24 protein-coding genes are annotated in these 21,076 nt (G+C 67.3%); 13 read left to right on the top strand and 11 right to left on the bottom strand.

What is annotated here, in order from left to right:
• Positions 1 to 333: 333 nt before the first annotated feature.
• The 5 genes from JYG32_RS30685 to JYG32_RS30665 all read right to left on the bottom strand — a co-directional run bounded on the left by JYG32_RS30685 (position 334) and on the right by JYG32_RS30665 (position 6,148).
• Positions 334 to 1,452, bottom strand: a complete 1,119-nt coding sequence (locus JYG32_RS30685; protein WP_213266098.1) for a hypothetical protein — start codon at positions 1,450 to 1,452, stop codon at positions 334 to 336.
• Between the two features lie 235 nt (positions 1,453 to 1,687).
• Positions 1,688 to 2,191, bottom strand: coding sequence for an activator protein (locus JYG32_RS30680; protein ID WP_213266097.1), 504 nt, complete (start codon positions 2,189 to 2,191; stop codon positions 1,688 to 1,690).
• A gap of 121 nt (positions 2,192 to 2,312) precedes the next feature.
• The gene (locus tag JYG32_RS30675; protein ID WP_047902507.1) at positions 2,313 to 3,137 is read right to left on the bottom strand and encodes an OmpW/AlkL family protein; all 825 of its coding nucleotides are present in this window, start codon (positions 3,135 to 3,137) and stop codon (positions 2,313 to 2,315) included.
• Positions 3,138 to 3,209: 72 nt separating this feature from the next.
• A complete protein-coding gene (locus JYG32_RS30670; protein WP_213266096.1) occupies positions 3,210 to 4,463 on the bottom strand; it encodes a DUF2957 domain-containing protein in 1,254 nt (417 codons plus the stop codon).
• 71 nt (positions 4,464 to 4,534) lie between these two features.
• The gene (locus JYG32_RS30665; RefSeq protein WP_213266095.1) at positions 4,535 to 6,148 is read right to left on the bottom strand and encodes a DUF2957 domain-containing protein; all 1,614 of its coding nucleotides are present in this window, start codon (positions 6,146 to 6,148) and stop codon (positions 4,535 to 4,537) included.
• Here JYG32_RS30665 and JYG32_RS30660 point away from each other — a divergent pair.
• Entirely contained in the window at positions 6,138 to 6,521 is a 384-nt protein-coding gene (locus tag JYG32_RS30660) for a hypothetical protein (protein WP_213266094.1), read from the top strand. The two genes, JYG32_RS30665 and JYG32_RS30660, sit on opposite strands and share 11 nt — an antisense overlap.
• Before the next feature lie 221 nt (positions 6,522 to 6,742).
• Here the strand turns inward: JYG32_RS30660 and JYG32_RS30655 are convergent, their stop codons facing one another.
• Positions 6,743 to 7,039 (bottom strand): cupin domain-containing protein, encoded by a 297-nt coding sequence (locus JYG32_RS30655; RefSeq protein WP_213266093.1) that lies wholly within the window; start codon positions 7,037 to 7,039, stop codon positions 6,743 to 6,745.
• 434 nt (positions 7,040 to 7,473) lie between these two features.
• Between JYG32_RS30655 and JYG32_RS30650 the strand changes: the two genes are divergently transcribed.
• From JYG32_RS30650 to JYG32_RS30635, 4 genes are all read left to right on the top strand, one after another.
• Entirely contained in the window at positions 7,474 to 8,418 is a 945-nt protein-coding gene (locus tag JYG32_RS30650; protein WP_174379798.1) for an ABC transporter ATP-binding protein, read from the top strand.
• A 5-nt stretch (positions 8,419 to 8,423) separates the two neighbouring features.
• Positions 8,424 to 9,185, top strand: coding sequence for an ABC transporter permease (locus JYG32_RS30645; RefSeq protein ID WP_174379797.1), 762 nt, complete (start codon positions 8,424 to 8,426; stop codon positions 9,183 to 9,185).
• Between the two features lie 151 nt (positions 9,186 to 9,336).
• A complete protein-coding gene (locus JYG32_RS30640; RefSeq protein ID WP_213266092.1) occupies positions 9,337 to 10,758 on the top strand; it encodes an MFS transporter in 1,422 nt (473 codons plus the stop codon).
• 196 nt (positions 10,759 to 10,954) lie between these two features.
• Positions 10,955 to 11,656: an MBL fold metallo-hydrolase gene (locus JYG32_RS30635; protein WP_213266091.1), complete on the top strand. Its 702-nt coding sequence runs from the start codon at positions 10,955 to 10,957 to the stop codon at positions 11,654 to 11,656.
• Positions 11,657 to 11,756: 100 nt separating this feature from the next.
• Here the strand turns inward: JYG32_RS30635 and JYG32_RS30630 are convergent, their stop codons facing one another.
• Positions 11,757 to 11,987 carry a hypothetical protein gene (locus JYG32_RS30630; protein ID WP_174379819.1) on the bottom strand — a complete coding sequence of 77 codons (231 nt, stop codon included), beginning with the start codon at positions 11,985 to 11,987 and terminating at the stop codon, positions 11,757 to 11,759.
• A gap of 249 nt (positions 11,988 to 12,236) precedes the next feature.
• Here JYG32_RS30630 and JYG32_RS30625 point away from each other — a divergent pair, with 249 nt between their 5' ends.
• From JYG32_RS30625 to JYG32_RS30595, 7 genes are all read left to right on the top strand, one after another.
• Positions 12,237 to 12,668 carry a YciI family protein gene (locus tag JYG32_RS30625; RefSeq protein WP_213266090.1) on the top strand — a complete coding sequence of 144 codons (432 nt, stop codon included), beginning with the start codon at positions 12,237 to 12,239 and terminating at the stop codon, positions 12,666 to 12,668.
• Between the two features lie 128 nt (positions 12,669 to 12,796).
• Entirely contained in the window at positions 12,797 to 13,603 is an 807-nt protein-coding gene (locus JYG32_RS30620; protein ID WP_213266089.1) for a DinB family protein, read from the top strand.
• A complete protein-coding gene (locus tag JYG32_RS30615; RefSeq protein WP_213266088.1) occupies positions 13,600 to 14,340 on the top strand; it encodes an alpha/beta fold hydrolase in 741 nt (246 codons plus the stop codon). Before JYG32_RS30620 ends, JYG32_RS30615 begins: the two co-directional genes overlap by 4 nt.
• Before the next feature lie 98 nt (positions 14,341 to 14,438).
• Positions 14,439 to 15,329 (top strand): alpha/beta hydrolase, encoded by an 891-nt coding sequence (locus JYG32_RS30610; RefSeq protein WP_433960866.1) that lies wholly within the window; start codon positions 14,439 to 14,441, stop codon positions 15,327 to 15,329.
• Positions 15,330 to 15,405: 76 nt separating this feature from the next.
• Positions 15,406 to 16,299, top strand: a complete 894-nt coding sequence (locus JYG32_RS30605) for a LysR family transcriptional regulator (protein ID WP_213266087.1) — start codon at positions 15,406 to 15,408, stop codon at positions 16,297 to 16,299.
• Positions 16,300 to 16,431: 132 nt separating this feature from the next.
• A complete protein-coding gene (locus JYG32_RS30600) occupies positions 16,432 to 16,758 on the top strand; it encodes a carboxymuconolactone decarboxylase family protein (RefSeq protein ID WP_213266086.1) in 327 nt (108 codons plus the stop codon).
• Positions 16,759 to 16,811: 53 nt separating this feature from the next.
• Positions 16,812 to 17,819 (top strand): aldo/keto reductase, encoded by a 1,008-nt coding sequence (locus JYG32_RS30595; RefSeq protein WP_213266085.1) that lies wholly within the window; start codon positions 16,812 to 16,814, stop codon positions 17,817 to 17,819.
• A gap of 97 nt (positions 17,820 to 17,916) precedes the next feature.
• On the opposite strand, the gene JYG32_RS30590 is transcribed toward JYG32_RS30595, so the two are convergent.
• Together JYG32_RS30590 and JYG32_RS30585 are read right to left on the bottom strand one after the other, a co-directional pair.
• Complete coding sequence (locus JYG32_RS30590) at positions 17,917 to 18,147, bottom strand: hypothetical protein (protein ID WP_174379788.1); 231 nt, start codon at positions 18,145 to 18,147, stop codon at positions 17,917 to 17,919.
• A gap of 207 nt (positions 18,148 to 18,354) precedes the next feature.
• Positions 18,355 to 19,254: a hypothetical protein gene (locus tag JYG32_RS30585; RefSeq protein WP_213266084.1), complete on the bottom strand. Its 900-nt coding sequence runs from the start codon at positions 19,252 to 19,254 to the stop codon at positions 18,355 to 18,357.
• Positions 19,255 to 19,332: 78 nt separating this feature from the next.
• Between JYG32_RS30585 and JYG32_RS30580 the strand changes: the two genes are divergently transcribed.
• Positions 19,333 to 19,671, top strand: a complete 339-nt coding sequence (locus tag JYG32_RS30580) for a helix-turn-helix domain-containing protein (RefSeq protein ID WP_174379786.1) — start codon at positions 19,333 to 19,335, stop codon at positions 19,669 to 19,671.
• Between the two features lie 226 nt (positions 19,672 to 19,897).
• On the opposite strand, the gene JYG32_RS30575 is transcribed toward JYG32_RS30580, so the two are convergent.
• Positions 19,898 to 20,335, bottom strand: coding sequence for an ExbD/TolR family protein (locus tag JYG32_RS30575; RefSeq protein ID WP_213266083.1), 438 nt, complete (start codon positions 20,333 to 20,335; stop codon positions 19,898 to 19,900).
• Positions 20,332 to 21,075, bottom strand: a complete 744-nt coding sequence (locus JYG32_RS30570) for a MotA/TolQ/ExbB proton channel family protein (protein ID WP_213266082.1) — start codon at positions 21,073 to 21,075, stop codon at positions 20,332 to 20,334. The genes JYG32_RS30575 and JYG32_RS30570 overlap by 4 nt, the downstream gene beginning before the upstream one ends.
• Between the last annotated feature and the right edge of the window lies 1 nt (position 21,076).

Genomic DNA, 21,076 nt, shown 5'->3' with positions numbered 1-21,076 from the left:
CAGCGGCGCGCTCGCGCGACTGCGTCCCGTGTCCGGCTTTCAACAAGCTTGGCGAATCTTCGGCGGCGCGGGCGGTCGGGTACTCCGAATCGATCGATCGCCGGCATCGACTGCGGAATCATACTGCGTCCGGTCGATGCGGCCCGGATCTGCTGGTGTCGCGTCGTCAGTCAGGCTGGCAACGCGCGGCGGCGGCGGGAGACGCCGACGGCGTGACGGCTCGGGGCGCCGCCGCTTGGCGCCCCACTCGCGCGTGCGAATGGGGGGCGCATTTCAGCGCGAACGGGTGCTCGCGCGTGGGGTGGGTCGTGTCGTATCTGCGAAGGCCGCGGGTCAGCCAGCCTTCCCTGCGTCGTCGCCGAACCGGGCCATCGACACGGCCCGCGTCCGCATCCGCTTTGCGCGGACGATCGGGTTCCAGCGCGACGTCAGGCTCATCGCGTCGCGCAGGCGTTCGAACGCGACATCCTCCTTCGGCCCGAAGCGGCTGACCATCGGCCACGCGAGCACGTCATCGAGCCACGTCTGCCACGTGTTGCCATGAAAGCGGCGGCCGATGTCCCGCACCGCGTCCGGCGCTGCGATCACGATGCCCGCCAGCAGGTAGTACGCCCAGAAGCTTCCCGCGTCGACGAGTCGGTCGAGCCTGCACACGGACAGCGCCGCGAGCAGCCCGTCCACCGTCGCGAGATCGTCGCGATGCGTGCGGATCGCCCGCGCGACGAGGTTGTGCTGACCACCGTACGCGGCAACGGAAATCCCGTTGCCGGCGGCGAGCGTGGCCGAGAACATCGCGAGCGCGGCCATCTCGTCGATGCGTGATGCGTCGTCGCGCGGGCCGCACGCGCGCAGCACGATCGCGTCGATGATGCCACCGGGACAGGCCGGTGTTTCCGCACTCGTCGCCACGACGACGGCCAGCCGCTCTCTCGGGTTCTTCGCAGGCGGCGCCTCGCGCTGCCCGTCTGCTTCATGTGCCGTGCGTTCGCCTGCGCCTTCGCCGTTGCATTCGACACCGCCGGCAATCCGCTCGAGCGCTGCCCAGCCGACATCGGGATCGTCGAATGCGCACGCATCGATCACGCCGTGCGCCGCGTCGAACACGACGCGCGAGCCCGGGCAGCGGCGTTCGGCTTCGGCGAGCTGCTGCGTGGAAGGACCATGCGAGCACACGCCGAGCGGGTCGGTCGGGTCGCATGCGCAGCCGCCGCCATCCGTGGCGATCCACGGTACGAGCCCGTGAAGAACGGCCGCTGCGTCGCGCGACAGGCTCTCGCCTGCCCGCAGTCGTAGCGCGTTTGACGCGACGACGGTCGCGTCGCCGGCATCGCCCGCCGCCGCACACGCGGCAGCGTCGACATGTTCGATCAGGTACTGCAACCACGCGGCCGTGCGCAGCCGGTCAGGCGTCGCGCCGCGGGCATCACCATACTTCGCTGGGTCGGTGAGCATGGGTCGTCCGGGATAGTTCTGGGCAATCGGAATGAGGTTGCTTCAGCCGAATCGGGCGGCACGGCAAGCCGTGCCCCCGTGTATGGCCACCCGCATCGGATCGCGACACGGGCGGCCAGCCGGCCGTCGCGCCGATACGCGCGACGACTCGAATGCATCGAGGAACCGGAACGCCCGCCGCGCACGCTGCACGGCCCTCGTACGCGGCGGGTGTCCGGCCTCGATCGCGCGACGCTTACTGCACGTGGAACTTCGGCGACGTCGTGACCGTGCCGGACACCGTGCAATTCGGCGTCAGTGCAGCGTTATTGAACGTCAGCGACGAGTTCGGATCGTTCCATGCCGTTACCACCTTGCTCGGGCCGCACGCGCCGAGCAGCGCGACGTTCACCTGCACGTTGTTGATCGACAACTGCGTCGTGCTGTCAGCCTGGCCCGTCCACGGCGACGTGCTGCTCGCGCTGCCGCTGATCAGTCCGCACGTGGCGCCTCCGGCGAACTGCGTCGACGTGATGTTGACGATGCCGGTCGACGTGATCGTCCCGTTGAACGTCGCGGTACAGTTTGCGTTGATCGATCCCTTGCTGAGCGTCGTGAGCCCCGATACGGAGAACGGCTCGCCGTTCGGGTTCATCGGCTGCCCGTCAGCGCGCGAAACGGTGACTGCGAAAGCAGGCGCGACCGAAACCGCGGTGAATGCCACTGCAGCAACAAGCGATGCGATTTTGCGAATGCTCATTTGAACTGCCCCCTCTCTTCACAAATGGCGGCACGCCGCCAGGAACGCAACCGTCCGGCCGGAACAACCCGGCCAGCCGGTCGCAGGAAGCCGCCGGCACGCGTCATGCGCGCCGGACGGCTCAGAACTTGTAGGAAATCCCGACGAACGTGATCAGCGGATCGGCCTTCAGCCGCGTGCGCGTGGTCGCGAGCGTCGAACCGTCCGCCGCCTTGATCACGAGCGACGAGTAGGTCTTCAGCGGCATGTACGTGAGCGTCGCCGTCAGCCCCCAGTGCTTGTCGATCGCATAGCTCGCGCCGACGTTGTAGACCGGCGTGAACGACGACGACGCCTTGCCCTCCACCGACGTCGGCCCCGGCTTGCCGGCGCCGGCCGCGAGCACGCTGCCGAGGTTCTCGTTGATGTCCTTCGCGAAGTTGCCGTTCAGCTCGATGTTGCTGAACCAGCTGTAGGCCACGCCGATCCCGACGAACGGGCGGAACTTCGCCGTCGGTGCATTGAAGTAGTACTGGAGGATGATCGTGGGGCTCCACTGCCGCGCGTTCTTCACGGCCGGCTGGTTCGACGTCTTGTCCATGTCGACCGAGCCGAGCGAGCCGGCCGGGCCCGGTGGCCGGATCACGCCGTGCCCGGTCAGCGTGAACTCGGGCGGCACGCCGAGCACCGACGTCACCGCGATGTGGTCGGTAAAGAAGTGCGTGAGCGTGAGGCCGACCGTATCGGCGTTGTTGACCGTCAGGCTCGTGCCCGGCGACGTGAACGAACCGGGCAGGCGCAGCGGCCCGTTGATCGGCATGCTCGCGAGATTCGTCGTCAGACCGTTGGTCGAATCCTGCGGCATGATGTGCAGCCAGCCCAGCGTCGCGACGTTGTCGCCCGCCTGCTGGGCCGATGCGAGTGTCGACATGCCTGCGACGACACCCGCGACAATCAGCTTCTTCATGAAGTCTCCCCTCATTCTGTCCGGGCGCCGCGCATCCGCGCGCGACGCCGCCGTGTCTCCATCCGGGTGTGGTTACTGCACGAACGCGCCGACCGTGAAGTACGGATTGCTCGTATCGGCCATGTCGAGGAACCCGAACACGCCGCCCGTGAACACGAACTTGCCGGTCGCCGGGCCCGACGCCGCATCCGCATGCACGGTCGTCACGACGCCCGGCACCTTCTGCGTGAAGTCGAGATTCAGTGCGCGCGTGAGCGCGGCCTGCGACGCGTTGAATGGATCGAGCAGCGTGGCCTGCGCGCCGATGAGCGCGGTCGCGCGGTAGTTGAACGCGCTGTCGACCCCCGTGTACTCGCCGTTCTGCGAGCCCAGCGCGATCGCCGTCTGCGGGCCCAGGAACGAGATGCCCGATTCGTCGTCCGCGCTCGGCGGGCCCTGCGTGAGGTCCGCGTTCGCGGCGCCGGTGCGGATGAAGATCGGCACGAGCTGGTTGCGCAGCTTGCCGACGATCAGGATCCCCTTGCCGGCCTTCGCCGGATCGAGCGCGGCGAGCGTCGGCGGAATCTGCGGCTGGTAGTTGAGCGACTGGAACGCCGGCGCATCCGGACGCAGCGTGAACGGCTGGTTCACGGTCGCGCTCGACGCAAGCGGCAGCCCGCCGTTCTTCTTGCCGAAGTTGTCGGTCTCGACGTAGCTGCCGTCCGCGTTGATCGTCACCAGTTGGTCGAGCGCCACCGGCTGGAAGTTCTGCGACGGCACCTGGTGATAGCCGAGCTGGTTGTACGTGCCGGCGATCTTCGTGAGATCGGTTTCCAGCGACGAGAAGCTGATGAACGGGTAATACGGGAACGTCGTTTTCGGAATCTTGCCGACGCCGATCACGCCGTCGAACTGGATCGTCGCGCCGGGGATCGCGCCGCCCAGCACGCCCTCGCCGAGGAACAGCCGCGCGGGGCGGCTCGGGTCGAGGCTCGCGTTCTGCATCCGGAACGTGCACTGGTTCAGCTTCACGGTCGGCAGGCCCGTTTCGTCGGCCAGCGTGCCGTCGACCACGTTGGCCGGCGCCGTGTCGCGCGTCGGCTGCACGGTGCCCGCAGTAGTCGGCACCGGCGACGCGAGATAGGTTATCCGGTACGTCATCTTCGTCGTGTCGAGCTGCACTTTCACGAGCTCGCCCGACCCGGAGCCGCCGACGAACACCGTGTTGTAGTCGATCGTCTGCGGGCACAACCGGACGACAGGCGCGGGCGGCGGGTCGCCGTCGCCGCCGCACGCAGCCAGCACGGGCGCGAGCACCGCCGCGGCCATCCATTGTTTCAAATTCATAGGAATCCTCTTGAAATTCGTTTCGCCGGCGGCGACGCGTGCGCCGCCGGTGTGACTTGTTCAGTGCGCGGTTACTGGACGAACGCGCCGACCGTGAAGAACGGGTTGACCTGGCTGTTGTTGACGACCATCGCGTAGACATTGCCGGCCGTCACGATCCAGCCCGTATCGCCCTTGCCGAAGATCGCCACGTTGCCGTTCGCGCCCTTCGCGTTGAAGTCCTGCGTGGCCGTGACCTTGACCTTGCCGGGCGTTGCCTGCGTGTAGTCGAGCGCGAACTGCGACGTCACCGACGACGTCTGCGGATCGATGAATGCAGCGGTGCCGCCCTGGAACAACGTCGACGTGTAGTTCGCGGAGATCGTCGACACGGCAGTGCCGTCGTTGCAGCTACCCGCTTCCGCCATGAAGAAGCCGTTGGCAAATGTGCCCGGCAGATCCGGGTGCGGCACCTGGTTATTGAAGCTCGGGCCGGACTGCGCGATGGTGTTCCCCACACCGGTAGATGTCACGACACCGCATGCGGATGCGCTCGTCGCGCCGATGTAACCGCCCTTCAGCGAGTTCGCGGCAATCGCCGTGGACGACGAGAGCATCGAGATCCCGACTTCGGCATCGGCGACCGATGCGAGCGGATTGCTCGTATCCACATGGGTATAGCCGACGCGAATCACAATCGGCACCCGTACGCCGTTCAGCTTGCCGACGATCATGATGCCCTTTGCCTGACTCGGCGTCACGATCACGAGGCCCGGCGCCTGTCCGGCGACCGGATACGAAACCGCACCGAACTGATTCGCCACCGCATTGCTCACGAACACGTTGTCCGCCGACCCGTCCGCGTTCTTGCGCAGCGTCCACGGCGACCCGGTCGTCTGGCACGAGTAGTCGCTGCCCTGCGTGATCGTGCACGAACCGTCCGCATTGAACGTCTGGTTCCAGTTGACGACGTCCGGCTCCCAGCCGACAGCCCCGTTCGCGTTCTGGGCGGTACCGCCGACCGGCGACAAATGGATACCGACTTCGTTGTAGTTGCCCGCGACCTTCGTGAAGTCGGTTTCCGTTTCGACAAAGCCGATGAACGGATAGAAATCGAATGTGCGCGACGGCACCACGCCAAGGACGAAACCCGGAATCGGCTCGATGCCCTTGAACGCGATCGTCGCCCCCGGAATCCCGCCGCCAACCACGCCATTGCCGACGAACAGCATCGGCGGATCGGCACGATTGATCGTCACCGAATACGCGCCGTCGCTGGTCGCGCCGCTGTCGAGCACGAACGCGCAGCGATTCTGCTCGGCGGTCGGGAGGTAGGTCGGATGATGGAACGCGCCGCTGACCGTCAGGCCCGCGCGCGTGTCGTTGACCTGCCCCGCCGACGTCGGCACCGACGATTCGATGAACTGCATCTGGTACGTGAGCTTCGTCGTGTCGAACTTCACCTTCACGTACTCGCCGCTGCCGGCGCCACCCGTGTAGGTCGTCGTGTAATCGAGCGAATCGGGGCAAAGCTTCGTGACAACAGGCGGCTGCGTGATCGCGCCGCTCGGCCCGCATGCGCTGCCCGAGCACTGCGGCACGTTGATCGGCCCCGGATCGTCGCCGCCGCCGCAGCCGGCGACGAACGGCAGCACCAGCACCGCGCACGACAGGATCGCCTTCCGCCATTCAGGAATGCAAATCATCAACCCCTCCTTTTCAGGTACGACAAGTCTCGTCCGGACGGGCTGCATGGCCCGCCGGTTGGTATCGCGCCGCCGCAAGAACGCGCGGCGCATGATGGTGTTCGCAATGCAACCGCCCAGCAGTCCGCGCAAATGCGACGAAGGCGGCGGCGGCAGACAAGCGCTCTCCCGCGGCGCCGTCATGCGGCACGGCGCCGTTGGAACGATCGATACGGAAAGTGGTTCGCCGCTACACGGCGATGTGACAACGCAGGCAGGCGACCTGCGTCGCGCCCGCATTCAGCGAAAAACCGGGAAACGGCAGTCCGACTGGCCCCGTGGATACGCGTCTCATGAATTGGTCTCCGTACGTACGCTTGATTCGTTATCGTGATGCGTCGTTTGTCGAGACTATGATCGGACCATTCAAACAAGTAAATGGATGCAGAGTTCCAAACGAACGGAACCGCGCGATCCTCGTGTTTTCACGGTATTTGACAGATTTTCAAACAGCCTTCAATTTATTTGCTCAGACAAATAGATGACCCGCGCGACGGCCAGGCGCGGCAGGCCGCTTCCCGCGCCGGGCGGGCGAGCCGGCGCGGCCGTGCAACCTTACACGTCGACGATCGCGAGCGTGCCGTGGCTGCCGGGCAGCACCGCGTGGCGCGTGCCGGCGAGCGCGAGATACATCTGCCCGGCCTCGACCACGACCGTTTCCGCGCCGACTTCGAGCATCAATTGGCCGTCGAGCACCAGCAGCCCCTCGTTGTAGTCGTGCACTTCCGCTTCGTAGGGCTGCGCATCCATGCGCAACACCTTGATCCTGGCCGGCCCGACCTCGCCGACGATCGTGGATTTCCAAGCGACGGCCTGCGCGGCCGCAACGGATTTGAAATCGATCAGGGACATTCGCGCCGCTCCGTGAACCGTGAAAGGAACGCATTATCGCGAGCGCCATGCCTGCCGTCCCGGTACGGCGTGAAGGCGTTCGGGCAGCACAGTCGGCGGGCCGGCCGCCGCGCTGCCGCGAGAAAACGCGATCGCCGCCCGATTCGCCGAAATCAGCCCGAATTGTTCGCGGAATTCAAATAAAGCGCCGTTTTATTGAGCAATACCCCCACATCCCGAGCAAATCCGGCTCCAGCAACGCACGCCCTTTCCATCAGAATGCATTTCCATCTACCGATTGCTAATATGGCGGTCCCGCGATCCCGCATCACAACGCCGTTCGACATGACGCCCGTTCGCCATGCCGTCCCCGGTCCCGGCCGCTTCGCAGCGGCGGCGACGCCGGGCACGCGCGGCACACACCGTCGCGCCGGCCGGCCGTGCCATCCGTGAGCATGCAACCGATCCTTTCCGTCTCCGACCTCTCCAAGACTTACGCGTCCGGCTTCCAGGCGCTGAAGCACGTGACCCTCGACATCCGCCCCGGCGAGATCTTCGCGCTGCTCGGGCCGAACGGCGCCGGCAAGACCACGCTGATCGGCTCGATCTGCGGTATCGTCACGCCGACCGAAGGCCGCGTGACGGTCGGCGGCCACGACATCCGCGATCAATACCGCGCGGCCCGCGAAATGATCGGCCTCGTGCCGCAGGAACTGACGACCGACGCGTTCGAAACCGTCTGGGCGACCGTGTCGTTCAGCCGCGGCCTGTTCGGCAAGGCGCCCGATCCCGCATACATCGAGAAGACGCTGAAGGCGCTGTCGCTGTGGGACAAGCGCGACAACAAGCTGATGACGCTGTCGGGCGGGATGAAGCGCCGCGTGATGATTGCGAAGGCACTGTCGCACGAGCCGCGCATCCTGTTCCTCGACGAGCCGACGGCCGGCGTCGACGTCGAGCTGCGCCGCGACATGTGGAAGCTCGTCGATTCGCTGCGCGAAAGCGGCGTGACGATCCTGCTGACGACCCACTACATCGAGGAAGCCGAGGAAATGGCCGACCGGATCGGCATCATCCTCGGCGGCGAGCTCGTGCTCGTCGAGGAAAAGCGCGAACTGATGCGCAAGCTCGGCAAGAAGCAGCTCACCGTGCATCTCGAGCATCCGCTCGCGGACGTGCCGCCCGCGCTCACGCCGTTCGGGCTCGAACGCGCGGACGACGGCGCCGCGCTCGTCTACACGTACGACTCGCAGCGCGACGACGCGAGCATCGCGACGCTGATCAACGCGCTCGGCTCGGCCGGCATCGGCTTTCGCGACCTGCACACGACGCAGAGCTCGCTCGAGGATATTTTCGTCAGCCTGATCGACAACCGCCGCAACGGCGTACAAGGAGCCTGACGCACATGAACCTGCAAGGAATCCGCGCGATCTACCGCGCAGAAATGGCCCGCACGCGCCGCACGCTGATGCAGAGCATCATCGCGCCGGTGATCTCGACGTCGCTGTATTTCGTCGTGTTCGGCTCCGCGATCGGCTCGCGCATCAGCGACGTGAACGGCATCGGCTACGGGTCGTTCATCGTGCCGGGCCTCGTGATGCTGTCGCTGCTGTCGCAGAGCATCTCGAACGCGTCGTTCGGCATCTACTTTCCACGCTTCACGGGCACGATCTACGAGATCCTGTCCGCGCCCGTGTCGTACTGGGAGATCGTGATCGCCTACGTCGGCGCGGCCGCGTCGAAATCGCTGCTGCTCGGCGTCATCATCCTCGCCACGGCCGGCCTGTTCGTGCCGCTGCACATCCTGCATCCGTTCTGGATGGTGCTGTTCCTCGTGCTGACGGCGATCACGTTCAGCCTGTTCGGCTTCGTGATCGGCATCTGGGCCGACAGCTTCGAGAAGCTGCAGCTCGTGCCGCTGCTGATCATCACGCCGCTCACGTTCCTCGGCGGCAGCTTCTATTCGGTCGACATGCTGCCGCCCGCGTGGCGCATCGTCACGCTGTTCAACCCGATCGTGTACCTGATCAGCGGCTTCCGCTGGTCGTTCTACGGGCTCGCCGACGTGCACGTGTGGATCAGCCTCGCCGCCACCGGGCTGTTTCTCGTGATCCTGCTCGCGATCGTCGCGTGGATGTTCCGCACCGGATACAAGCTGAAGAACTGACGCATCGCGCGCCGCCCGCCGATGACGCATTTGGGCAAGCAGGCGGCGCTTTTCCTCTGATGCGGCATTTTGTGGTCGCGTCTACTGAATACCGAAGCATCGGGGCCCTGGAGCATGCGCTGCGAGGCCCCTTTTCATTTCAGAGGACGCCATGCCCGCCGCCACCGCTCCCGCCTCCGCCGCCGCCCGGCTCGAACGCCTGCCGTTCTCCGGCTATCACAAGCGGATCTTCTTCATCATCGCGATCGCGTTCTTCTTCGACTCGGTCGACCTCGGCACGATGACGTTCGTGCTCGGCTCGATCCGCAAGGAGTTCGGTTTGTCGACCGCGGCCGCCGGCCTCGTCGCGAGCGCGAGCTTCTTCGGGATGGTGCTCGGCGCGGCCGTCGCCGGCCTGCTCGCCGACCGCTTCGGCCGCCGGCCCGTGTTCCAGTGGAGCATGGTGCTGTGGGGCGCCGCGTCGTATCTGTGCTCGACCGCGCAGAGCGTCGATGCGCTGATCGTCTACCGCGTGCTGCTCGGGATCGGGATGGGCATGGAATTCCCGGTCGCGCAGACGCTGCTGTCCGAATTCGTGCCGACCGAGAAGCGCGGCCGCCTGATCGCGCTGATGGACGGCTTCTGGCCGCTCGGCTTCATCACGGCCGGCATCGTCGCGTACTTCGTGCTGCCGCAGTTCGGCTGGCGCACGGTGTTCGCGCTGCTCGCGATTCCCGCGGTGTTCGTGCTCGTCGTGCGCCGCATCGTGCCCGAATCGCCGCGCTGGCTCGAGCATACGGGCCGGCACGCGGAAGCCGACACGGTGATGCACGCGATCGAGGCGAAGGTGATGCGCTCGGCCGGCGTCACGACGCTGCCGCCGCCGTCGCGGCTCGCCGAACCGGCGGCCGCACGCGGCCGCGGCGCGCTGCGCGAGATCTGGAGCGGCGTGTACCGCCGCCGCACGGTGATGGTGTGGCTGCTGTGGTTCTTCGCGCTGCTCGGCTTCTACGGCCTCACGTCGTGGCTCGGCGCGCTGCTGCAGCAAGCCGGCTTCGAGGTCACGAAATCGGTGTTCTACACGGTGCTGATCTCGCTCGGCGGCGTGCCGGGCTTCCTGTGCGCCGCGTGGCTCGTCGAACGCTGGGGACGCAAGCCGACCTGCATCGCGTCGCTGATCGGCGGCGGCGCGATGGCGTATGCGTACGGCCAGAGCGCGCTGTACGGCGGCAGCATGGCGCTGCTGATCGGCACCGGCCTCGCGATGCAGTTCTTCCTGTTCGGCATGTGGGCCGCGCTGTACACGTATACGCCCGAACTGTACGGCACCGGCGCGCGCGCGACGGGCTCGGGTTTCGCGTCGGCGATCGGGCGCGTCGGCTCGCTGATCGGGCCTTACGTGGTGGGTGTCGTGCTGCCCGTGTTCGGCCAGGGCGGCGTGTTCACGCTCGGCGCGCTGTCGTTCATCGCGGCCGCGATCGCCGTGTGGACGCTCGGGATCGAAACGAAGGGCCTCGCGCTGGAACAGCTCGCGGCGGGCGATGAAGCCGGCGGCAGCGGCCGGTATCCGGCAGCGGCGGACAAGGTGTCCTGATCCGCGGACCGGATGGCGGGTTGCTTTCAGGTCGGGAACGCGTTCGGCGCCGTTCCCGGCCGCCGCGTGAATTGACAGGCGTCACGTGCGGATCGACGCTGCTAGACTGCATCGAGGCACCGGGTCGTGCGGCTGTCGGTGCGTCGCGGCGACCGCGCGGCGGTGCCCCCCCAATGCCCGCGCGAGGATCGCACCGATGGACAGCTCACGTATCGAAGAAATCCGCAGCGGCCTGTTTCGCGCGACGACCTATGTCGACACGCTGAACCTCTGTTTCAGCCAGTTTTTCGTGCGATCGCCGAACGGCGAAGTCGTCTGCATCGAAACGGGTACCCGTTCCAACTTCCCGCAACTGAGCGCGAGCCTCGCGACGGTCGGCATCACGCCGTCGATGGTGAGCAGCGTGATCGTTCCGCATTTCGAGGCCGACGAAATGGGCGCACTGCCCGACTTCCTCGCGGCCAATCCGGCGCTGATCGCGTATGGCCATCCGATGTGTACATGGGGACTGGCGGACGTGTTCGGCGTGCGGGCGACGCCGCTGAAGGACGGCGCGCCGACAACGCTCTCCGGCGTCGATATCGTGCCGATCTTCACGAAGCACGTGCATCAATGGGATGCGCTGGTCGTGTACCTGCCGGCCTACAAGGCGCTGCTGTCGTCGGACATCCTGATGCGCTACGGCGACGCGGCAACGGACGACCCGCTGCCGGCGATCCTCGATTCGATCGCGCGCTCGGACTACCTGCCGTCGCTCGCGCACATGGCGAGCGCGCTGCGCCGCCTTCAGGCGCTCGATCTCGACATCATCCTGCCGATGCACGGGCCGGCCATCACGCACGACATCCCGCGCGTGCTGGCCGGTGCGATCGCGCATTGCGAGGCCGCCGCCGCGTAACAGGCACAGGCGGGGCGAAAGCGGCCGCGCGCGGGCCGGTTCGCCCGCGCGGCATGCATGCGATTTCGACAGGAAAGGCCGCTTGCGCGGCCGGCTCCGGCTATGCGTCGGCGACGACGAACTCTTCCGCCGCCTTGCGCTGGACCGCGGCCATCAGCGCCAGCTCGCGCTTGCTGCGCGGCTCGTCGGACACGACGCCCGTCGCGTGCTTCGCCTTCGCGCCCAGCGGAAAGAACACAAACGACGCGCCGTCCGGGGCATCCGGCTCGGCGCGCAGGCGTTTGTTCAGAATCTTCAGGTACTTTTTCTTCGAGACTTCCTTGGCGGCCATGGCACCCTCCCGCGTGAATGTGCTGCTGATCAGGATACCAGTTTTGACGGCGCACTCCGGGCGACCGCTCGCCTGCGCGCCGGATCGCCGGATCGCCGGCTTCGATTCCTCGTTGATCGCCCAGACGACACTTTATTCACGCACGGTGTCGATTTCCGGCCTCCTCGCCCGTCGTACCATCGCAAGCACCTGTCAGCCGCTTATCCGGTCGACATACCTCTCACCTTTTCCCTTCAAGGAGAAACAACGATGCGCGTCATGGTGATCGTCAAGGCAACCGCCCTTTCCGAATCGGGCACGATGCCCGATACCGAACTGCTGGCCGCGATGGGCCAGTACAACGAGGAACTCGTGAAGGCCGGCGTGATGCTCGCCGGCGAAGGGCTGCATCCGAGTTCGCGCGGCAAGCGCGTGCACTTCGCCGGCAAGGACCGGACGGTGATCGACGGCCCGTTCGCCGAAACCAAGGAACTCATCGCCGGGTACTGGCTGTGGGAAGTGAAATCGATGGACGAAGCCGTCGAATGGGTGAAGCGCTGCCCGAACCCGATGCCCGTCGATTCGGACATCGAGATCCGGCAGGTATTTTCGCCCGAGGACTTCGGCGCCGAATTCACACCCGAACTGCAGGAGCAGGAAGCGCGGCTGCGCGCGGACATCGAAGGCCGGAAAAACCCATAAGGCGTGTGCAACCGGCGTCGCCTTGCCGTCGGCGCGCCGGTCGACCGAATCATCGTAACAAATGAATTGACGCAGCCCTACCGAGTAACGTATCGTTTTGTCACGTTACTCGGTGAACCCTGTTCGTCATGCATTCCCGTTTCGACCGTTTCCGCACCACCGCGCTCGGCACCCAGCTCGAAGCGCTGATCGCGCAACCCGAGCGCTATCCGGAATTCGCGGCGTTGTCGCGCGTCGGCGTCGCCGCGATCGGCGCGATCCAGCACGAGATCGCGCGCACATTCCCCGAAATCGAAACCGACACGACAGCCCGCCAGTTCTGCGGCGCGATGGTCGCGGAAGTCATGCGCCGCCACGGCCACGACGTCGTGCAGGCGCGCGGGCGGCTCGGCGGCACGCTGTTCAGCTATGGCGCGGTATTCAGCGCATATCCGCAACGGCTGCCGTTCGCCGACGTCGTCGCCGCGCTGGCCCGCCTGCCCGACCGGCTCGCCGCGTATGCCGCGCACGTGCCGGCCGCGCTGTGGACGCGTCGCCCGGCCGGCACCGGCTTCTCGCTCGTCGAGCATGCGTGCCACCTGCGCGACCTCGACGCGGTGTTCGCCGAACGCATCGACGCCGTGCGCGCGGTCGAACTGCCGGTGATCGCGTCGGTCGACGGCACCGCGCTCGCCGCGCAGCGAGACTATCTCGCGCAGCCGCTTGACCGTGCCGTCGCGGCATTCCGCACCAGCCGCGCCGCGCTGTGTGCGACCGCCGCCGCGCTGGAACCCGCGCAGCTCGCGCGCTGCGGATTGCGCGACGGCATCCGCCGCATGTCGCTCGACGAACTCGTACGCGAACTGCTCGACCACGACCGTACGCACGTGCTCGAACTCGACGAACTGCTCGCCGAGCTCGAGTTGCCGCCCCTTCCTTCCGCGCCCGCCGAATGACCCAGCCTCCCCCCGTCGTCTTCATTCACGGTTTCATCGGCACGTTCGACGTGCACGGATGGACCGGCACGCATCTCGCCCCCGACCTGCTCGGTTACGGTGCGCATCGCGCGACGCCGTTCGACGCGATCACGCTCGCCGCGCAGGTCGAGCATGTCCGGCAAACCGTCGACGCGCGTTTCGGCCCGCAGCCGGTCGATATCGTCGGCCACTCGGTCGGCGGCGCGATCGCGATGCTGTTCGCGCATGCGCACCCCGAGCGCGTGCGGCGAATCGTCAACGTCGAAGGCAACTTCACGCTCGACGATGCGTTCTGGTCGGCGTCGGTCGGCCGCATGACGCCCGCGCAAGCCGACGCGATGCTCGACGGCCTGCGCGCCGATCCGCTCGCGTGGCTGCGTGGCGCGATCGACGATCCGTCGCCGCGCATGCTCGACGACGCACGCCGCTGGCTCGCGCACCAGCCGGCGTCGACGCTGCGCGCGATGGGCCGCTCGGTGGTCGCGACGACGGGCGTTCCGGGCTACCTGGAGGCGCTCGCGCAGGTGTTCGAGCGTCATCCGGTCTGGCTGGTCGCGGGCGCACGTTCGCGCGCGGGCTGGCATGTGCCGGACTGGGCGCTCGCGCGCTGCGCCGGCTTCGACACGATCGAACGCTGCGGGCACCTGATCCCGGCCGAGCGGCCCGACGCGTTTCGCGACGCAGTCGAGCGCATCGTGTGCGCGCCGCCCGCCTGACAGCCCGTAGGATTCGCCGAAATATGGTTGAAAGGCGCGGTTGCTAGAGTCGTCCGAACAGGGTTTTCCCGGCGCCCGGCGCCGGACGGAGTCGACACATGCGAGGACCGATGTACGTGGCGCGCGCCTTCTGGCTGCTTCTGCTGCTCGCCATCACGAGCCCCGCCTTCGCGTTTCATGCGCGGGTCGTCGCGATCCCCAGCGCCGCGATGAGCGAGACGCTCAAGGCGACCGTCGTGCTGCCCGACGACTACGCACGCGCGAACCGCGACGGCGAACGCTATCCGGTCGTCTATCTGCTGCACGGCTCGGGCGGCGACCATACCGACTGGACGTCGAACACGCACATCGCCGCACTGGCCGACCGCTACCGCGTGATCCTCGTGATGCCCGACGGCGGACACGAAAGCTGGTACATCGACAGCCCGTTCGATTCGGGCAGCCGCTACGAAACCTTCATCGGCGACGAAGTCGTGTCCTATGTCGATTCGCATTTCCGCACCATCGCGACCCAGCGCGCCCGCGCGATCACCGGGCTCAGCATGGGCGGCTTCGGCGCACTGCGCATCGCGCTCGACCGGCCCGACACGTTCGGCGCGGCCGGCAGCATCAGCGGCGCGGTCGATCCGCGCTGCTGCGCGGACGAGCCGGGCATCGACCACGTGTTCGGCGACCCCGGTCGCCATCCGTCGTTCTGGAACCGCAACGTGATCGTCGAAAGCGCACGCGCGTTCGTGCGCGCGCATCTCGACCTGACAATCGACTGCGGTCGCGACGATGCGTTCGTCGGCTCGAACCGCACGCTGCACGAACGGCTCGTCGCGCTCGGCGTGCCGCACGACTATGCGGAGCGGCCGGGCGGCCACACGTGGGATTACTGGTCGAATGCGATCCGCTACCAGATGCGGTTCTTCGCGGCGTCGTTCCAGCATCGCGGCTACGCGTTCCATCCCGCGAACCCGGCGCCGGGCATGACGCGCGCGGGCTGACGCGCGCGCCGCGTCGCCGCGCGGCCCGGTGAACGCGGTGGTACGATGCGCTGGCACCGACCACCCGACTTCCTCCATGCCGCGCGACAACTTTGCGGACCTGCTCGCCTTCATCGCCGTCGCGCGCGAGCGCAACTTCACGCGTGCGGCCGCCCAGCTCGGCGTGTCGCAATCCGCGCTCAGCCATACGATCCGCTCGCTCGAAACACGCCTCGGCGTGCGCCTGCTCACGCGCACGACGCGCAGCGTCGCACCGACCGAAGCCGGCGAGCGGCTGCTGCGCAACCTCGCACCGCGCTTCGACGAAATCGAGGCCGAACTGTCGGCGCTCGCGGAACTGCGCGACAAGCCGGCCGGCACCGTGCGCATCAACGCGACCGACTACATGATCCGCACGCTGCTGTGGCCGAAGCTCGCGCCGGTGCTGCGCGACTATCGCGACCTGAAGGTCGAGTTCGTGACCGACTACGGGCTGTCCGACATCGTCGCGGAGCGCTTCGACATCGGCGTCCGGCTCGGCGACCAGGTCGCGAAGGACATGATCGCCGTACGCATCTCGCCCGACCTGAAGATGGCGATCGTCGGCGCGCCCGCGTATTTCGCGGAACGCGAACGCCCCGCGTCGCCGCAGGATCTCGTCGCGCACGACTGCATCAACCTGCGCCTGCCGACACATGGCGCGCTGTACGCATGGGAACTCGCGCGCGGCGACGACACGCTGCAGGTGCGCGTCGACGGGCAGGTCACGTTCAACGGCACGTACGAAATGCTCGACGCGGCGCTCGCCGGCTACGGGCTCGCGTACGTGCCCGCCGAACTCGCGGCACCGCATGTCGCCGCCGGCCGCCTCGACAGCGTGCTCGACGACTGGTGCCCGACGTTCCCCGGCCATCACCTGTACTACGCGAGCCGGCGGCAGTCGTCGCGCGCGCTCGCACTGATCGTCGATACGCTGCGCTATCGCGCATGAGTTGCACAGGCGTGGGCAACGCGCCGCGATTCATGAATCCGTTCGATAAGTGCATGCGAATTGTCGGGGATTATCGGTAGGCGCGCCTGTCGCTACCATCGTCGAAGTTCCCCACGTTTCCCGGAGCCCTCGATGTCCGAACCGACTTCCGCCGCGCACCAGGCGTTCGGCGCCATCGCGCCCGCGCTCGCCGACTACACCGACAACGTGCTGTTCGGCGACGTCTGGCAGCGCGCCGGCCTGTCGCCGCGCGATCGCAGCCTCGTCACGGTCGCGAGCCTCGTGTCGCTGTATCGCGTGAACGAGCTGCCGTTCCATCTGAAAAAGGCGCTCGACAACGGCCTCACGCGCGACGAGCTGATCGAAGCGATCACGCACCTCGCGTTCTACTCGGGCTGGCCGACCGCGAGCTCGGCATTGCCGATCGCGCAGCGCGTGTTCGACGAAGCCGGCGTATAAGCGCGGCGCGCCTTCATTCAACCGGCGGGTCACACCCGCATGGAGCCTCAAACATGGATTACCGCTATCTCGGGCGCAGCGCGCTCAAGGTGTCGCCGCTGTGTCTCGGCGCAATGATGTTCGGCGGCGAGACCGACGAAGCGACGTCCGCGCGCATCATCGACAAGGCATTCGACCAGGGCGTCAATTTCATCGACACGGCCGACGTCTATCACGCCGGCCGCTCGGAAGAAATCGTCGGTCGCGCGATCGCGCCGCGTCGCGACAGTTGGGTCGTCGCGACGAAGTTCGGCTATCCGGCCGGACCGGACGCGGGGCCGAACCGGCAGGGCCAGTCGCGCAAATGGATCGTCGAATCGGTCGACGCGAGCCTGAAGCGGCTCGGCACCGATTACATCGATATCCTCTATTTCCATCGCGCGCTGACCGACGCGCCGCTCGACGAAGGCATGCGCGCGGTGGCCGACCTGATCCGGCAAGGCAAGGTGCGCTACGTCGGGCTGTCGAATTTCAAAGGCTGGCGCATCGCCGAGATCGTGCGGCTCGCGGACCAGCTCGGCATCGATCGTCCGGTCGCGAGCGAACCGCTGTACAACCTCGTCGATCGCACGGCCGAAGTCGAACAGCTTCCGGCCGCCGCACATTACGGGATCGGCGTCGTGCCGTACAGCCCGCTCGCGCGCGGCGTGCTGACCGGCAAATACGCGGCGGATGCGCAGCCGCCGGCCGATTCGCGCGCGGGCCGCGGCGACCGGCGCATCCGGCAGACGGAATGGCGCCCCGAATCGTTGCATATCGCGCAGCAAGTGGCCGCGCATGCGGCCGCGCGCGGCACGACGTCGGTTGCGTTCGCGCTCGCGTGGGTCATGAAGAACCGTATCGTCAGCTCGACCATCGCGGGGCCGCGCACCGAAGCGCACTGGGACAGCTACATCGATGCGCTGACGCTCGAACTCGGCCCCGACGACGAACGGTTCGTCGATTCGCTCGTGCCGCCCGGGCATGCATCGACGCACGGCTACACCGATCCCGGTTATCCGGTCGAAGGCCGCAAGGTCTGAAGTCGGGATGAGATGAACGACTGGCATGCCGGGCCGCACGCCCGGCATGAAGATGACCGCGCGTCGCCCGACGCGCGAAACAGCGGAAGCGACGGAATCAGTTGCCGCGCGCCGCGTCGGCGCGGACTACGCGGTCGAAGAATTCCTGCGCACGCGCCAGTTCGTCGAGCGCGCGATCGAGGCGCGACATCGCGCGTGCGTATTCGGCCGACGAGGCGTCGTCGTCGCTTTCGCCGCGCACGGCACGAAACGCCTGATCGACGTTGCGCGTTGCTTCGACGAAGCGCTGCGCGGCCCGGGCTTCCCGCGAACAGATGTGGGTCGACATCGACACTTCTCCTACAGGGTTGCAGTGTGAAGCAAGCCGACACTCAGTGTGCGTGGTGCGCATGTCGGCGGCGTGAACCACGGCGCATCGATTGTCGATGCATCGGCCGCCGCGCAGCGCGCTTCGTGCCGATTGTCCCTCCGCGCTCGCCGATCCGCTATGGCGAGATTGCAACAAATTCTTGCGCGACCTGCTCTCCCGCTCTCGTCACGCGCGCCCGACGCGCGGATGCGCAAGGCCACCGAACCCAGCGGGCTCGCCCGGCGACAGGTCGAACAGATCGCCCGTGTGATCGCGCGGATGCTCGGCCGCCGGCCGGTTGCGCAGCCGCGCCGCATGCGTGGGCGCAACATACGCAGCCGCGGTTTCGATCGGCGGCACGTCGAACAGGTCGCGCGTGACGCCGCGCACGGCATCCGTCGGCGAACGGCCGCGCAAGCGTGCAACCAGCTCGACGAAGCGATCGAAATCGCCCGCGCGCGTCGCCTTGTTCACTTCCGCGAGATCGCGCGCCTTCAGCACGCACGGCTGCGCGAGCCGCACGAAATAAGGTGCTTCGAGCTCGACCGACAGCGCGAGCGGATAGCTCTTGCCCGTCTGCTCCTTCGCACGCCCGATGCAATCGACCACGGCCGCACCCTGTGCGGCGCCAAGCGGTTTGCCCGTGCTCACGCTGCGCAGGCGATCGGGAAACACGCGCAACTGCGTGCCGACCGTCAGCGCGGTGGACGACGCGCACACGAGCGCGTAGTGCTGCTCGCGACGCCGGCCCGACGGCAGCGTCGAGCGGCTCGCGATGAACGTGTGCGGCGGAAGCGGCCGAACCTGACCGCTCGCGTCGACCCACGCATTCCATAGCAGCGCGTCCTTGCGCTCGCCCGCGCGCGGACGCGACGCGACCGGCGAAAACAGCGCGAGCAGCGAGCCCGTGCGATGCGCGGCGACTTGCGCGCTGCTGCCGAGCGGCTGGTTGATGCCCCACAGAAAACGCCCGCCCCCAAGCCGGCGCTCCCATTCCTTGCGGAGCACGACGGTCGGCAGTTCCTCGCCGGACTCGGTACCGATCTTCGTCCAGCAGAACGTGGGTGGGAGGTGTTTCAGTGTCATCAACTTTCTCGGGATACAGCCTCGCTGGTGACAGGAAGCCCATTCAACAGCCGTAACTGTATAGGTATAATGCATCGCATGGAAGCCCCGGACCAGGATTTTCCCGTTCAAGACCTGTTGCGCCGCCTGATGGCAGATACACGCTCGTCCAGCGAAATCGCGCGACTTTCCGGGGTCAGCCAGCCAACCGTGTCGCGCCTGCGGCTGTCGAACGGGCATCGGCTGCGCCGCAGCGCGCCATTCAATAAGCTATGCAGTTTCTATGGTGTCGATGCCGGGCCGTCGCGCCGCCGCTATAACGACCTGCTGCGCGACGCGATCGTCGATGCATGGGACGGCTCCGACGAGCATGGGCGCGCGCTGCTGGTCGTGATTCAGGGGTTGAAGGATCTGCAGGCAAAGGCCGACGACGGGTGATGTCGCGGTTTGATTTCGTTCGCCTTGCCGGGCGGCTTGAAGTCGGCCGGAAGCGAAGCTGACCCGGCACGGCAGCACGCAGGCGATGACGATCGATCTCGTCGCCGCCCGTGTTGTATCTGGAGGGGGAACACGCGTTCGTTGCCGGCGAGCGAGCGGCAGCAGGCGTCGGCGCCCGTTCGCTTCGTTGTCGGGTTTCGCTGGCAGCGGGAAGGCCCTTGTTGTACTACTGGCGCAAGGGTTGCCGCGCGGATGCGGGATCGGTGACGAAGCCGATCTTCGCGAGACCGGCCGCTTGCGCCGCCGACAGCAACTTCGCGACGCCGTCGTAGCGGGCCGCGCGATCGGCCGACAGACGCACTTCCGGCTGGGGCGTGGCGCGGGCCGCCGCGGCAAGACGCGCCGGCAGTTCGGTTTCGGACACCGGATGCGCGTCCCAGCTTACGCCGCCGCTCGCGTCGATCGCGACGTCCACGTGCGGCACGCGTAGATCCTCCCGCTGGCTCGCCGCCCGAGGCAATGCAATGCGCGCAGCGTGATGCAGCACCGGCAACGTCACCATGAATACCACCAGCAGCACGAGCATCACGTCGATCAGCGGCGTCATGTTGATGTCGGCCGCGAGCGCCAATCCGTCGTCGCGATCGTCAGGCCCGGCGTTCATGCGCGCACGCCTGCGACGGCCGGCTGCGCGTCGCTCGACGAAGCGGTCATCCGGTCCGGCCGCCCGGCCGTCGCGGGGCTGCCGCCCGTCAGCAACAACAGATGCAGGCCGTGCGCGAAACGGTTCAGGCGCGCGACGATATCGCGCGACAGCCGCGCCAGCGTGTTGTAGCCGAGCACGGCGGGGATCGCGACGCACAGCCCGAGCGCCGTCATCACGAGCGCCTCGCCGACCGGCCCGGCGACGCGATCGAGGCTCGCATCGCCCGCAGCGCCGAGCGACAGCAGCGCGTGATAGATCCCCCAGACGGTGCCCAACAGTCCGACGAACGGCGCCGTGCTGCCGATCGACGCGAGCACGCCGAGCCCGCGCTGCAGCCGTGCCGCCGATTCGTCGACCGACGTCTTCAGGCTGCGCGACAGCCAGTCGCTCGGGTCGATCCGGTCGTGGAGGCGGTGCCGGCTCGCTTCGTGATGTGCGATCGCCGCTTCGCCCGCGCGCACGAGATCGAAGTACGGCATGCCCGGACCGCCGAATGCGCACATTCCGCTGCCGATGCCGTCGGCATCCCAAAAGCGCGCTTCCGCGCGCGCCGCGCGGCGGCGGATGCCGGCGAGTTCGATCGCCTTGATCACGATCACCGTCCACGACGCGATCGACATCGCGACGAGCAACAGCGCGACCGCGCGCGTCATCGGATCGCCTTGCGCCCACCAATGGCTGATTCCGTAGTCCGTCATG

Origin of the sequence: Burkholderia pyrrocinia, assembly GCF_018417535.1 — a bacterium.
In the GTDB taxonomy this organism is placed as follows: Bacteria; Pseudomonadota; Gammaproteobacteria; order Burkholderiales; family Burkholderiaceae; genus Burkholderia; species Burkholderia pyrrocinia_E.
The sequence above is the reverse complement of the archived record's forward strand: the minus strand, read 5'-3'. Positions and strand labels throughout refer to the sequence as shown.

What these genes read in the sequence shown, in the direction of transcription:
- JYG32_RS30685 (WP_213266098.1), bottom strand. Translation starts at nt 1,452, where the DNA reads ATGCTCACCGACCCAGCGAAGTATGGTGATGCCCGCGGCGCGACGCCT.
- JYG32_RS30680 (WP_213266097.1), bottom strand. Translation starts at nt 2,191, where the DNA reads ATGAGCATTCGCAAAATCGCATCGCTTGTTGCTGCAGTGGCATTCACC.
- JYG32_RS30675 (WP_047902507.1), bottom strand. Translation starts at nt 3,137, where the DNA reads ATGAAGAAGCTGATTGTCGCGGGTGTCGTCGCAGGCATGTCGACACTC.
- JYG32_RS30670 (WP_213266096.1), bottom strand. Translation starts at nt 4,463, where the DNA reads ATGAATTTGAAACAATGGATGGCCGCGGCGGTGCTCGCGCCCGTGCTG.
- JYG32_RS30660 (WP_213266094.1), top strand. Translation starts at nt 6,138, where the DNA reads ATGCAAATCATCAACCCCTCCTTTTCAGGTACGACAAGTCTCGTCCGG.
- JYG32_RS30665 (WP_213266095.1), bottom strand. Translation starts at nt 6,148, where the DNA reads ATGATTTGCATTCCTGAATGGCGGAAGGCGATCCTGTCGTGCGCGGTG.
- JYG32_RS30655 (WP_213266093.1), bottom strand. Translation starts at nt 7,039, where the DNA reads ATGTCCCTGATCGATTTCAAATCCGTTGCGGCCGCGCAGGCCGTCGCT.
- JYG32_RS30650 (WP_174379798.1), top strand. Translation starts at nt 7,474, where the DNA reads ATGCAACCGATCCTTTCCGTCTCCGACCTCTCCAAGACTTACGCGTCC.
- JYG32_RS30645 (WP_174379797.1), top strand. Translation starts at nt 8,424, where the DNA reads ATGAACCTGCAAGGAATCCGCGCGATCTACCGCGCAGAAATGGCCCGC.
- JYG32_RS30640 (WP_213266092.1), top strand. Translation starts at nt 9,337, where the DNA reads ATGCCCGCCGCCACCGCTCCCGCCTCCGCCGCCGCCCGGCTCGAACGC.
- JYG32_RS30635 (WP_213266091.1), top strand. Translation starts at nt 10,955, where the DNA reads ATGGACAGCTCACGTATCGAAGAAATCCGCAGCGGCCTGTTTCGCGCG.
- JYG32_RS30630 (WP_174379819.1), bottom strand. Translation starts at nt 11,987, where the DNA reads ATGGCCGCCAAGGAAGTCTCGAAGAAAAAGTACCTGAAGATTCTGAAC.
- JYG32_RS30625 (WP_213266090.1), top strand. Translation starts at nt 12,237, where the DNA reads ATGCGCGTCATGGTGATCGTCAAGGCAACCGCCCTTTCCGAATCGGGC.
- JYG32_RS30620 (WP_213266089.1), top strand. Translation starts at nt 12,797, where the DNA reads ATGCATTCCCGTTTCGACCGTTTCCGCACCACCGCGCTCGGCACCCAG.
- JYG32_RS30615 (WP_213266088.1), top strand. Translation starts at nt 13,600, where the DNA reads ATGACCCAGCCTCCCCCCGTCGTCTTCATTCACGGTTTCATCGGCACG.
- JYG32_RS30610 (WP_433960866.1), top strand. Translation starts at nt 14,439, where the DNA reads ATGCGAGGACCGATGTACGTGGCGCGCGCCTTCTGGCTGCTTCTGCTG.
- JYG32_RS30605 (WP_213266087.1), top strand. Translation starts at nt 15,406, where the DNA reads ATGCCGCGCGACAACTTTGCGGACCTGCTCGCCTTCATCGCCGTCGCG.
- JYG32_RS30600 (WP_213266086.1), top strand. Translation starts at nt 16,432, where the DNA reads ATGTCCGAACCGACTTCCGCCGCGCACCAGGCGTTCGGCGCCATCGCG.
- JYG32_RS30595 (WP_213266085.1), top strand. Translation starts at nt 16,812, where the DNA reads ATGGATTACCGCTATCTCGGGCGCAGCGCGCTCAAGGTGTCGCCGCTG.
- JYG32_RS30590 (WP_174379788.1), bottom strand. Translation starts at nt 18,147, where the DNA reads ATGTCGACCCACATCTGTTCGCGGGAAGCCCGGGCCGCGCAGCGCTTC.
- JYG32_RS30585 (WP_213266084.1), bottom strand. Translation starts at nt 19,254, where the DNA reads ATGACACTGAAACACCTCCCACCCACGTTCTGCTGGACGAAGATCGGT.
- JYG32_RS30580 (WP_174379786.1), top strand. Translation starts at nt 19,333, where the DNA reads ATGGAAGCCCCGGACCAGGATTTTCCCGTTCAAGACCTGTTGCGCCGC.
- JYG32_RS30575 (WP_213266083.1), bottom strand. Translation starts at nt 20,335, where the DNA reads ATGAACGCCGGGCCTGACGATCGCGACGACGGATTGGCGCTCGCGGCC.
- JYG32_RS30570 (WP_213266082.1), bottom strand. Translation starts at nt 21,075, where the DNA reads ATGACGGACTACGGAATCAGCCATTGGTGGGCGCAAGGCGATCCGATG.